The 12,224-nt window shown below is 37.9% G+C and carries 10 protein-coding genes; 5 read left to right on the plus strand and 5 right to left on the minus strand.

All coding sequences use genetic code 11. The features are described 5' to 3' along the window. The first annotated feature begins 101 nt into the window (after positions 1-101). The 5 genes from MHH64_RS20235 to MHH64_RS20255 all read left to right on the plus strand — a co-directional run bounded on the left by MHH64_RS20235 (position 102) and on the right by MHH64_RS20255 (position 5,439). Positions 102-1,109 (plus strand): LacI family DNA-binding transcriptional regulator, encoded by a 1,008-nt coding sequence (locus tag MHH64_RS20235; protein ID WP_340002344.1) that lies wholly within the window; start codon positions 102-104, stop codon positions 1,107-1,109. A 104-nt stretch (positions 1,110-1,213) separates the two neighbouring features. Beyond that, positions 1,214-1,711, plus strand: coding sequence for a thiol peroxidase (gene tpx / locus MHH64_RS20240; RefSeq protein WP_340002345.1), 498 nt, complete (start codon positions 1,214-1,216; stop codon positions 1,709-1,711). Positions 1,712-1,809: 98 nt separating this feature from the next. Beyond that, on the plus strand, positions 1,810-3,243 hold the full coding sequence (locus MHH64_RS20245; RefSeq protein ID WP_340002346.1) for a four-carbon acid sugar kinase family protein: 1,434 nt from the start codon (positions 1,810-1,812) through the stop codon (positions 3,241-3,243). A 529-nt stretch (positions 3,244-3,772) separates the two neighbouring features. Beyond that, positions 3,773-4,546, plus strand: coding sequence for a SurA N-terminal domain-containing protein (locus MHH64_RS20250; RefSeq protein ID WP_340002347.1), 774 nt, complete (start codon positions 3,773-3,775; stop codon positions 4,544-4,546). 443 nt (positions 4,547-4,989) lie between these two features. Then, positions 4,990-5,439 carry a nucleoside deaminase gene (locus tag MHH64_RS20255; protein WP_303450584.1) on the plus strand — a complete coding sequence of 150 codons (450 nt, stop codon included), beginning with the start codon at positions 4,990-4,992 and terminating at the stop codon, positions 5,437-5,439. Positions 5,440-5,803: 364 nt separating this feature from the next. Here MHH64_RS20255 and MHH64_RS20260 read toward each other — a convergent pair whose 3' ends face one another. The 5 genes from MHH64_RS20260 to MHH64_RS20280 all read right to left on the minus strand — a co-directional run bounded on the left by MHH64_RS20260 (position 5,804) and on the right by MHH64_RS20280 (position 12,107). Beyond that, on the minus strand, positions 5,804-6,751 hold the full coding sequence (locus tag MHH64_RS20260) for a glycoside hydrolase family 43 protein (RefSeq protein ID WP_303450589.1): 948 nt from the start codon (positions 6,749-6,751) through the stop codon (positions 5,804-5,806). A gap of 101 nt (positions 6,752-6,852) precedes the next feature. Next, positions 6,853-8,622: a sugar-binding domain-containing protein gene (locus MHH64_RS20265; protein WP_340002348.1), complete on the minus strand. Its 1,770-nt coding sequence runs from the start codon at positions 8,620-8,622 to the stop codon at positions 6,853-6,855. Positions 8,623-8,680: 58 nt separating this feature from the next. Further along, positions 8,681-10,228 (minus strand): arylsulfatase, encoded by a 1,548-nt coding sequence (locus MHH64_RS20270; RefSeq protein ID WP_340002349.1) that lies wholly within the window; start codon positions 10,226-10,228, stop codon positions 8,681-8,683. A 122-nt stretch (positions 10,229-10,350) separates the two neighbouring features. Beyond that, on the minus strand, positions 10,351-11,130 hold the full coding sequence (locus MHH64_RS20275) for a sulfite exporter TauE/SafE family protein (RefSeq protein WP_340003295.1): 780 nt from the start codon (positions 11,128-11,130) through the stop codon (positions 10,351-10,353). Positions 11,131-11,231: 101 nt separating this feature from the next. Further along, on the minus strand, positions 11,232-12,107 hold the full coding sequence (locus MHH64_RS20280; protein ID WP_240033828.1) for a formylglycine-generating enzyme family protein: 876 nt from the start codon (positions 12,105-12,107) through the stop codon (positions 11,232-11,234). Positions 12,108-12,224: the final 117 nt, after the last annotated feature.

The following is a 12,224-nucleotide window of genomic DNA, read 5'->3' on the forward strand; positions in this document are numbered from 1 at the left end:
TTGCTCTTGGAGAAATTATAATAGTTGAATACAAAAATAATCTCATGTAAGATATTAGATAAAACTAGTCAAGGTTAATTGTTTTAATAAGAGGAGATAAAATGAAAAAAGAAGTAACCACAATGAAAGACATTGCAAGAGAGGCTGAAGTATCCGTTGCAACCGTTTCCCATGTTATTAATAATACGAAGCACATCTCCGACACTACACGAAATAAAGTATTGAAAGTCATTGAAAGGTATAACTACGTACCTAACTCTGCTGCAAAGAATTTGAGACAGCAATCGACGAAGACGGCAGGACTGGTTGTATCCAGTTTTCCAGATTCCTTTGTAACTGAAATGATTTTCGCTATTGAAGAACGTGCAAAAGAAATGGGATACAACCTTCTATTAGTTAATACAAATGAGGATCGCGATTACGAAGAAAAAACAATAAATTTACTGCATTCGAAGCTGGTAGATGGTATTATCCTTTCACCAACTTCAAGTGATATTCAATACTTACAAAAGTATACCAATGATAATTTCCCAATCGTCATGGTCAACCGGTATGAATCTACTATTAAAAATATTCCAAGGGTGACCGGCGACAATTTCCAATTGGGTTATGAAGCTACATTGCATCTTCTTAAACATGGACATAAAAAGATTGGGCTTATCTATTCGTATCCAAATGTCTCCACTACGAATGATAGAATCAGGGGTTACCAAGAGGCGTTAGTACAGTATAACCTTCCGTTAAACGATGATTATATTGTTCAAGGTTATGCGAAGGTAAAAGGCGGAGCAGCTGCTGCAGAAGCGTTACTTGCAAAGGATCCCCAAATTTCTGCACTTTTTGTCCAAAATGACCTAATGACAATTGGTGCAATTAGTAAAATCAAGGAGTTAAACTTAAGCATCCCTGATGATATTGCAATTATCGGGTTTGGTGATTTCTCATCATCTCATATAATTGAACCGCCAGTCACCAATATTGTCTTACCACCTGAAACAATCGGAAGAACTGCGTTTGATGTGCTTTTAAATAAAATTAATAATCCGAATTATATGAGTCATATTGAGTTACCACCTTCCATGCTGATTAGAAAATCGTGTGGCTGTTAATAAAATTCGTAGTAAAGTTATTTAATTTTTTCAACCTAGAACTGCACTAAGTAAAAGAATTAAATACTTTCATATATTACAACAATATTTAGGGGGAATTTTTCATGGCATCCATTACATTTAATCAAGATTCAGTAACATTGTTAGGAAATGAAGTTAAAGTCGGTGATACGGCTCCTAATTTCATCTTGTTATCCAATGACTTAAAAGAAGTTACATTGGATGATTATCAAGGAAAAGTGAAATTAATTGCAGCTGTTCCATCCGTTGATACTGGTGTTTGTGCAGAGGAAACAATTCGCTTTAATAAAGAAGCCGACACACTCCCAAATGTACAAGTATTAACAATTAGTATGGATTTACCTTTTGCTCAAGGTCGCTGGTGTGCAGCTAACGGCGTAAAGCAATTAGATACATTATCAGATCATCGCAACGCAGATTTCGGTAAAAACTACGGTGTACTAATCGAAGAGCTTCGACTATTAGCAAGAGCAATTTTTGTAGTAGATGCTAATAATAAAGTAACTTATGTGGAATACGTGAGTGAAGCAACAAATCATCCGGATTATGACAAAGCACTCGAAGCAGCAAAAAACGCATAAACCAATAAACTAGACGAGGAAGCGTGCTGAAAGCTTCTTCGTCTTTTTAATTAAGTGCTGCATGTGGATCGAACACCCCCTAAAGGAGGTCTACTAATATGAATATTCATATTCTATCATCCTATCCTGCATATAATTCTGCCAAATTGGATGATTTATATCTTAATGCAATGAATGATTTTGATTATAAGGTTGTTGTCTTAGATGATGATCCAACAGGTATTCAAAAAGTACATGGTATTCATGTTTATACGAACTGGGACACCAAATCCATTAGAGATGGCTTCCAATCAAAGGAGAAGATGTTTTTTATCCTTACCAATTCGAGAGCATTCTCTGAAGAAATGACAAAGCAATTCCATAGGGATCTTACAAAACGGATCGAAATGGTTGCAAACGACTTGAATATGCCTTTTCTGATAATAAGCAGAGGCGATTCCACACTTAGAGGGCATTTTCCACTCGAAACGCAGACAATTAATAACACACTCACATCACCAACAGACGGCGAAATTATAATTCCATTCTTTAAGGAAGGTGGTCGGTACACCCTCAACAATATTCATTATATCGAGATCGATCATGTACTTGTACCAGCAGCCGAGACAGAATTCGCAAAGGATCGAACCTTCCCTTTCTATACGAGTCATTTAGGGGAATATGTAGAGGAAAAATCGAATGGAAGCTTTAAAGAACAACACGTTACCTATATCGATTTACATGATTTACGCACCCTCCAAATCAAAAAAATAACAAATCAGCTCTTACGTGTACGTAATTTTAATAAAGTGGTGGTTAATGCGATTTCGGATGATGATTTAAAGGTGTTTTCCATTGCACTCATTCAAGCACTTGCAAAGGGAAAAAAATTTCTATTTCGAACTGCCGCTTCCTTCACAAAAGTGATTGGCAACATTGCAGATAAAAAACTGTTAACGAAAGCAGAAATGATCCAAGAAAACAGTTCTTCCGGCGGCTTGATTATTGTAGGTTCGCATGTCAGCAAAACGACCCAGCAATTAAATGCGTTGTTAGAACTAGATACAATTATGCCAATTGAATTTAATAGTGATCTTGTTCTAGATCAATTTCAGTTTGAGCAAGAGATCAATGAACGTATTGCAGAAATTGATAGATCGATTACAAATGGACAAACCTGTGTGATTTACACAAAAAGAAAGCGGCTTGATCTTGGTGAGGGCATGGCAGAGAAAGAGCTAGAACTATCTGTAAAAATCTCCAACGGACTAACCGAAATTATTCAATCCTTAGAATGTCAGCCAAAATATATTATCGCTAAAGGCGGGATCACCTCCAGTGAAATTGGAACAACAGCACTTGGTGTAACGAAAGCAATAGTATTAGGACAAGCTTTACCTGGTATTCCAGTTTGGAGGACAGATGAGAATAGTAAGTATCCGAATATGCCTTATGTTATTTTTCCAGGTAATGTTGGGAAGGTAAGTGATTTGTATACGATTGTTAATAAGCTGGAACAGCCTTACATTGAAAATACCAGCAAACTTAACTAGAGTATAAATTAAATAACAATACAGTTTTAGGAGGTTTTCAAGTGGACGAATTCATGGAACGAGCAATTGAGCTAGCGATTGAGAATGTGCAGGATGGTGGACAGCCATTTGGTGCAGTACTTGTAAAAGATCATAGCATTGTACATTGTAGCTGAAGGTGTGAATGAACTTCACAAAAGCTTTGACGTTAGCGGTCATGCGGAATTACTAGCAATTCCGAATTACACAGGACAAATTTCAAACAAATAACCTATCTGATTATATTATGTATGCAAGCAGAGAACCTTGCCCAATGTGACTAGCAATGATGTACTTTGCCGGAATCGAACAGGTATTTTATTGTGGAACCGTTGAAGAAGCGGATGAAGAACATAACGCTCTTTATCAATGATAAGAATGCCATTGCGTGAGGACAAGTAGATCCGACGAATATCCTTTGACAGATAAACATTCTTTCAGCTATCGTTAGTACAATCAATAATGTTATGTTACACTAAACCAAATCTTCGAAATGAAAGGAGAATGTTATATGAGTAAAAAATGGTTATTAGGTTTATCCCTTGCCTTATCCGTACTTGTAATAACTGCTTGCAGTAATGGAGATGAGGCAGCTGAAGACAATAAAGAGGAAACAAACACACAAGAAGAATCTCAGGGAAACGGGGAAGGTGCTGAACAGCCCGAGATGCCTCAAGCTGACTTGGAAGGTATCCCTGAAGTAGTTGCAGAAGTAAATGGAGAAGAAATAAGCAAGGAAGAATTTGAAACTACGTACCAAGCGCAATTTCAGCAAATGGCTATGCAGTCTCAGATGACTGGACAAGAGCTTGATCAGGATCAATTAAAAAAGCAAATTGCAGAAAGTATGATTGGTTCGGAACTGCTCATACAGGAAGCGGACAACCGTGGTTTTACTGCTTCGGAGGAAGATGTCAATAAAACAGTGGATGATTTAGTAAAACAAAATGGGCTTCAATCGAAGGAAGAGTTCATGACCGCTCTTGAAGAACAAGGTCTCCCTGAAGAAGAGGTAATGACCCAGGTTGAAACGCAAGTAAAAGTGGATCAACTTATTGCAGACGAGTCTGGTGACACAAAGCCAACAGAGGAAGAATTAAAAGAAGCTTATGATCAAATGAAAACTCAACAGGAGCAAATTGGCGGAGAGGAAGCAGAAGTCCCATCTTTTGAAGAAATGAAACCTAATCTTGAAGAACAACTCAAGATGCAAAAGGAAGGCGAAGCAGCTCAAAAGCTAGTTGAGGAACTTCGGAAAAACGCAGACGTCACTGTCAATATATAATCTAATAAAACCAGGTTCCTTTTCGGACCTGGTTTTATTATGTATGTATAGCCAATGAGTAGTTATAGAGCTGCTTCCCTTTTACGCGGAAAGAATTAATATAAAATAATTGGCTAACCAGGAGAAAAAAACTCGCAAATGCTAGTATGTTTCACGCGTATTTAGCGCTGGAATTGGACATCCCCATTTTTGAAAAGGAATGGTAAACAGGAAAATCCTATACTTTCCTACTTCGGAAAAGAGGTAACTATGGGCTCCTTATATCAACATACATTGGACCATTTCAAGCATAAAATCGTTGTATTCCACGATGATCCCACAGGTATTCTAAATGGATAGTAAAGCCGTTTTCCCAAAACGCCCTATTATCAATTTTTAAAAATTGAAATCCACATAAAACTTAAGTACAGTAAAGTTAAACGATACATTTATGGAGGTTTAATATGGACAAATTCATGGAACGAGCAATTGAACTAGCGACAGAAAATATTCAAGAGGGTGGACAGCCATTTGGTGCTGTACTCGTAAAAGAGAATAACATCATAACTGAAGGCGTAAATGAACTGCACAAAACATTTGATGTTAGTGGCCATGCAGAGTTACTTGCTATCCGACGTGCGCAAGCTAAATTACAAACGAACAATCTATCTGGTTATACGATGTACGCGAGCGGTGAACCTTGTCCAATGTGTTTAACTGCGATGTACTTTGCGGGAATCGAACAGGTATTTTATTGTGCAACCGTTGAAGAAGCGGCTGAAGTTGGGTTAGGTAAATCAAAGGAAATCTATGACGATCTTAAAAAAGCGAAAACAGAACGCACCTTATCAATGAGACGAATGCCATTGCGTGAAGGGCAAGTAGATCCAATGAAACTCTGGGAGGAGAGATAATTAGTTGAGATATCAGCTAATTCCATCTTAATACGAGTATAATTTTTGATATTTTTCCCATTTTATTGATATGAAAATCTCTAGTTCCAGATCGTAATCAGGGATCCTGTTGCTGTCTTTTTTAGAATTATGCTTGGATTCGACTTATCAAAAAGATTCTGCTCTGAACGAGGATAAACGTCCGTTCTTTCTGCCTATTTGTCAGGTTATTCAACTCTATCCAGTAAACTCGCTGTTAAAAGGTTCCCATTCGTCTTAATATTAAATAGCGAAGATCCATAAAAAGACAGTTACTCTGCCTTCTTATGGATCTTAATCTTCATTTATTCTTGACCTTATTAACATATAATCAATTAAAACCTATCTAATCTTCTCCAGAGGGAACAGGTATCGAATCGTCAGTTGCTAACGGAATACCAAATTCTGGTGTTCCATCAACTTTCCAGTAAATCTTTTGGATTCGAGTACTGCGTTGCCCTCCCCCTTCTGATTCAGGAATAGCATGGTAAACGATCCAATCTTCTGTCCCATCTGGTGACTCTACAAAACTATTATGTCCTGGTGCAAACACTTTATTTTCCAAACTTTTCTTAAAAACCGGCTGTGTTGATTTTTCCCAAGCACTTGGTTTCATAACATCTGAATTGGCAGATAGAGTTAACATTCCTAACGAATAATCATCTGACCATGTGGCACTGGCTGAGTAAACTAGGAAAACTTTAGATTTTCTTTTTAGTATGACGGGGCCTTCATTTATCGCCATACCCCCTTGCATTTCCCATTCATATTCTGGTTTCGTTAACATTACATTTTCACCAGTCAACGTCCATGGGTCAGTCATTTCAGCAATATAAAGCGCTGATCCATAAGCAGGAAAATGCCCATATCCCGCATAAACAAAATATAATTGATCCTTATATTCGAAAACTGTACCATCCAGTCCAGGGTATTCTGTATTTACATATCCGCGTTCAATCCATTGACCTGTAAAAGGATCCTCAGAGTTATTTTCCAGAACAAATATTTTACGTGATTCATCATCGCCAACTCCATCATTTGCAGTAAAATAAACGTACCATTTCCCGTTTATTCTATGAATTTCCGGTGCCCATATATTCTTGCTGTTTATCCCTGCTAATGGAGGAGTCCAGATGGTCTTACACTCTCCTTTTGAAATCCCGCTCAATGTGCGGGATTTCCATAAATCGAGCCTATTGCCTATGGTAATCATTAAATAATACATATCATTTTCTTTATAAACCCATGGGTCAGGACCGGGATCTAATAATGGATTCTTAAACGTTTTCCCCATGAAGTACTTCCTTTCGTATAGCTATTACATTTTTTGTAGCAGCATTATTAATTACAGTTAAGGATTGTTCAAGAATACCTGAACAATCCTTCTGCTTATTACTATTTAATGGAATTATTAATTTCCTTTATCTTTTTCAGTTCAATTTTTGGTGTTCGATCTTCTTTTAATAATCCATTAATCTCCTGCTGTACATCTGTTGTCTGTGTATAGCAGTATCCAGAAATATACGGAATTGATTTTATTGCATCTGTGATATTGCGGTATCTGGTTAGAAATTCCTCCTCTGTATTCACTTGATTCCCGTATCCCCAGCCGCTTTCATCATTAAAGGCAATTCCGCCATATTCTGTTATCATAACTGGCTGACCTTTATATTCATATCCTTCTGCAAATGCATACTTTCCTTTGTTATGAGGTATTTCATTATTTACTATTCTATTTTTATCTTTATAACGTTCTAAAAATGCTTCCCCGAACTCTTCATAATCATGAAGGGCAATAATATCTGAAATTGTGTGTTCCCACCCATCATTCACGATAACCGGGCGATTTGGATCAATTGCCTTTGTTAAGTAGTAAATTGATTCTGTAAATGCTTGCTGCTTTTTATCCTTTAATATATTTGGCACACCCCAGGATTCATTGAATGGGACCCAAGTCACAATAGATGGATGATTATAATGCTGCTGAATGATTTCCAGCCATTCTTTCGTAAAATTATCTACTGCTTCATCAGAAAACTCATATGTAGCAGCCATTTCAGACCATACAAGCAATCCCTTTTTATCGCACCAATATAAGAAGCGTTCATCTTCAAGCTTTTGATGTTTGCGTACGCCGTTAAAGCCCATCTGAATTGTCTTCTCAATATCCTCCAGCATTGCTTCATCGGATGGAGGTGTAAGCATCGTATCTGTCCAGTATCCTTGATCCAATAGTAATTTTTGGTATATTGGTACATTATTAAGAAGTACTTGACCATCTTTAATAGAAATTTTTCGCATGCCGAAATATGAATTTACTTCATCTACCAATCTGCCATTTTCATAGAGTCTAAATGTAACATCATATAAATTCGGTTGTTGCGGTGACCAATGCATTACTTTCCATTCATGTATCTCAGAAAGAAGATCCACTGCAAAACTCATTTTTGAACGATCTGGTGTTATCGAAAATTGCTTAACTCTTTCACCCGAAAAGCTGATTATTGTTTCCACATACCAATCCTCATTAAATGAACCATTCAATGTATAGTCAAAATTAACAGAATGTGTATCCACATCAGGAGTAATTTTTACATTATCAATACTAGCTTCCTCCAGGAATTCCAGCCAAACACTTTGCCAAATCCCTGTAGTCTGTACATACCAGCATCCGAAGTTTTCGTCTTTCCACCGCTGTTTTCCTCTTGGCTGATAGCAGCTCATACTGTCTTCCGCTTTAACAACAAGTTCATTCTTTTCATTATAATCAATCGCATCCGTAATATCGAAATTAAAAGAAGAATTACCACCAACATGATTTCCGATATATTTACCGTTTACCCATACCTTTGTTACATAATCCGATGCTTGAAATCTCAAAATTACCCGTTTTCCTATTTCTTCCTCTGGAATTTCAAACGTTCTTTGATACCAAACATAGGGATGAAAAGCTTCTTCTCCAATTCCGCTCGCTTTTGTTTCATACGTAAACGGTACTTGAATATCTGTTGTAAAGCTTGGCTCATTCGACCATTGCTGTTTCTCGCCAATATTTTTGTCATCAAATGCAAATTTCCATGTTCCATTCAGATTTAACCATGAATCTCTTTGAAATTGCGGACGTGGATATTCTGTCCTCTGATATGTTGCAGTTGTTTGTGTCATTTATATTCTCCTATTCTATGATTTAATATTGTTTTGATTGATAGCGTTTACCTAAAAGTTAATTCTCCAATTTAACGCGGGGGTATACATCGGTCTTCTCAGCCCATTCTTTCCAAGTTGCTTTCATCTTTTCCACGAGCTCGGGATAGTCATTCGCTACATTATTCATCTCTGTCCGGTCGTTATTCATGTTGAATAGCTCCCATTCTCTTTCTTTTATTTTCACAAGCTTCCACTCTCCCTGGCGAATTGCACAATGTTCTTCATGTTCAAAACACAATGTTCGGGTATCTGTTGTCTCTCCCTTGAAAACAGGCAGTAAACTTTCCCCTTCCATCGGCGGTATCTTATTTCCTTGATACTCATCTGGATACTGTGATCCGATAATATCAACAAAAGTTGCCATAAAGTCAATAAAGTGACCTGGACGATGATCAATCTCGCCGTTTCGCTCAACCTCTGCTGGCCAGTGAACAATCAATGGCGTACTAATTCCTCCTTCATGGGAATAATGCTTATACATTCGAAGCGGTGTACTGCATGCATTTGCCCAGCCAGACCCGTAGCTGTGATAGGTTTCTGGACCTCCCATGCGTTCCAAGTCTTCTTTTCGGTGCAAAATGTTTGAAGTTGTTTGCCAGTCATCAAATCCCCAAGGATCCCATTCCGCACATGCCCCATTATCCGAGCAAAACAGTATCAGCGTATTTTCAAGTTCATTATGTTCTCGAAGGTTTTCAATCACCCTGCCGACATTCTGGTCCATACGGTCAACCATGGCGGCATAAATCGCCATTCTTCTTACCAGATCTTTTTTACGATCTGGATCAATCGTTTCCCAAGCTGGATTGACACCGCTAATATTTCGATCTCGATCCCAATATTCTGACCGTGGTGGCAGCTGCATCTCTTCATCAACCTCTTGCAGCTGTTTCATTCGCTCCAATCGTTCTTCCCGTATTTTATCCCAGCCTTTTTCATATAATTTCTCATACTTCTTAATATCTTCTTTCGGTGCCTGAAGCGGAAAATGTGGTGCATTATATGCCAGGTACAGAAAATAAGGCTGTTCCTCACTTCGGGATTCATCTATAAAATCTAATGCGTGATCTGTAATCGCATCTGTAGCATAAAATTCTCCCTCGGAATAACTTCTTTGCGGTCGATTCTCAGGCAAGCGAACATAGTTCTTCTTGTCCCAAAAACTTGCAAAACCTCCCAATAAGCCATAAAAGTCATCAAACCCGCGTTCAATTGGCATATGTTTCCCAACATGCCACTTTCCAGATAAATAGGTGTGATAGCCACCTTCTCTTAACACTTCAGCAAGGGTGACAGATTGTTCTTTCAAATATCCGCGGTATCCTGGTGTTTCCCGATCCTCATCCATTAACCCTATACCAGCCTGATGTGGATATAATCCGGTTAAAAGAGAAGCTCGGCTCGGACAGCAGCGTGCTGAATTATAAAATTGAGTGAAGCGTAACCCATCCTTCGCCAGTTGATCCAGATTTGGTGTATTAATTTCACCCCCATAGCAGCCTAAATCAGAATATCCCAGGTCATCTGTCAAAATCAGTAATATATTTGGCTTGCTTTTTACCATTCCTACCCCTCCAAGTTTGAGGATTGTCACACTGTCTAAATAACCCTCAATTCTTTAATTCATTAAATCACTTGCTATCAAATTCTACTAATCTACCAGCCTTTAGTTATTTCTTTCACTAATCACAATCCCTTTACGAGATTATAAATATTAACTAACACAATAATTAAAATTGTGAAGTTAAAAACGCCCCAAATTGCCTTACTCGAAACCTTAAACAATAAAATATTTCCAATTAATCCTCCAGCAACACCTCCGATAATCATAAATGGAAGCATAGACAGGTCCATCCCCTGATATCTGGTAGTGAATGCTACCAATAATAACGATGCCAGCTGTGAAAAAAATATAATGAACGTCGAATTAATGACAACTTCCTTGCCAGTCATGGAAAATAATAAAACCAATACAGCTACGTTTAAAGGACCGCCTCCGATTCCTAGAAATGCTGAGAGCAAACCCAATATTAGCCCTGTTGAAAAGATAATGGCTTTATTTGCTATCAGATAACTTGGTGTATGGCTATTCCATTTGAAGGATGCATAGATAATAATCAACAGAAAAGCAAGTAATCCTGATTGTATGGCTCCTACAATATCAGCTAACTTCAGGTTAACTACGTAAAAATTAAATACTCCTTTACCAATTAGACCACCCACTATCGATCCAACAGCAATTAGTAAGCTAATCTTGAAATCTATCTTTACTTTGGTTGTTTTTATTCTTACCAGTGTTACAGTGGACATTGCCATAACGGTTGACGCGGATAAGACTCCGATTGTTTCCAAATCATAATGCCCAACATAATCTAGAACCGGCTTGATAATTATTCCTCCACCTAAGCCAGCCATTGCACCAATTACGGAGGAAATAAATCCAATTAAAAAGTATAGAATAATTATTTATATCATCTCCGTTTGGTAGAACAATCCTATTCAATCATTTTCTAAGACGAACCTCTCTCAGTTAGGGATTATTCTCTTGAGACCTTTCTTTGTCTATTTCACACATCACTTACACAGCGAAAACCTATATTCCCTGAAGAGCTGTCCATCGTATTTGAACTCCTTGCAGCTACACGATAGCGATTACAATAAGATTTATGACATAGATAAGATCCACCGCGCATGCTCTTCTGTGTTGAATGTTCGATGTCTTTATTAAACCAATCCGAGCACCATTCCCATACATTTCCGGACATATTATAAAGTCCATAATTATTTGGCGGAAATGACTTTGCTGGGGCTGTTCCTAAATAACCATCTTCTTTTGAATTATATTGTGGAAACTTTCCCTGCCAAATATTGCAGTAATGCTTTTCATCTGGAGTCAGCTCATCTCCCCATGGATATTTCTTCTGTTCAAGCCCTCCGCGAGCAGCAAATTCCCATTCAATCTCTGTCGGCAGACGCTTTCCTGCCCATTCGCAAAAGGTATTGGCATCATGCCAGGATACATGTAATACAGGATGATCCAACCGCTGCTCAATCGTTGATCCGCTCCCTTCAGGCTGATACCAAAAAGCATCTCTAACCGCATACCACCATGGCACGTTCTGTAATTGCTTTTCATTATTCAACTGTTCAAGCGTTAAAAATTCATGAAATACAAAGGACCAGCCAAACTTTTCTGCCACTGTCTGATAATTCGTCTCTTCAACGAACTGTTTAAATTCTTTGTTCGTAACGGTGTGATTATCGATATAGAACGGTTCTACCTTTACATTTCTTACTGGACCTTCTCTGTCAGAGGGGAAGCCTTCCTCATCATCCGTTCCCATCAAAAAATCACCACCGGATATATACACCATTTTGTCTTTAAATCTGATCTTTCCTCCCCAATAATCAGAGGGGGCTATGCTATGATTAGTTTGAGAAATATCTGTTCTGCTTACAGAGCAACATGAACAGGTTTTATTCGTATTCACTCGAATCTGTTCCCCCTTTAATTAAGTGGATTTGTGGGAAATAAGATTTTCTCGACTACCAAAAACCAC

The organism is Oceanobacillus sp. FSL K6-0127, assembly GCF_037983385.1.
GTDB classification, from domain to species: domain Bacteria; phylum Bacillota; class Bacilli; order Bacillales; family Amphibacillaceae; genus Oceanobacillus; species Oceanobacillus profundus.

What these genes read in the sequence shown, in the direction of transcription:
- MHH64_RS20235 (WP_340002344.1), top strand. Translation starts at nt 102, where the DNA reads ATGAAAAAAGAAGTAACCACAATGAAAGACATTGCAAGAGAGGCTGAA.
- tpx (WP_340002345.1), top strand. Translation starts at nt 1,214, where the DNA reads ATGGCATCCATTACATTTAATCAAGATTCAGTAACATTGTTAGGAAAT.
- MHH64_RS20245 (WP_340002346.1), top strand. Translation starts at nt 1,810, where the DNA reads ATGAATATTCATATTCTATCATCCTATCCTGCATATAATTCTGCCAAA.
- MHH64_RS20250 (WP_340002347.1), top strand. Translation starts at nt 3,773, where the DNA reads ATGAGTAAAAAATGGTTATTAGGTTTATCCCTTGCCTTATCCGTACTT.
- MHH64_RS20255 (WP_303450584.1), top strand. Translation starts at nt 4,990, where the DNA reads ATGGACAAATTCATGGAACGAGCAATTGAACTAGCGACAGAAAATATT.
- MHH64_RS20260 (WP_303450589.1), bottom strand. Translation starts at nt 6,751, where the DNA reads ATGGGGAAAACGTTTAAGAATCCATTATTAGATCCCGGTCCTGACCCA.
- MHH64_RS20265 (WP_340002348.1), bottom strand. Translation starts at nt 8,622, where the DNA reads ATGACACAAACAACTGCAACATATCAGAGGACAGAATATCCACGTCCG.
- MHH64_RS20270 (WP_340002349.1), bottom strand. Translation starts at nt 10,228, where the DNA reads ATGGTAAAAAGCAAGCCAAATATATTACTGATTTTGACAGATGACCTG.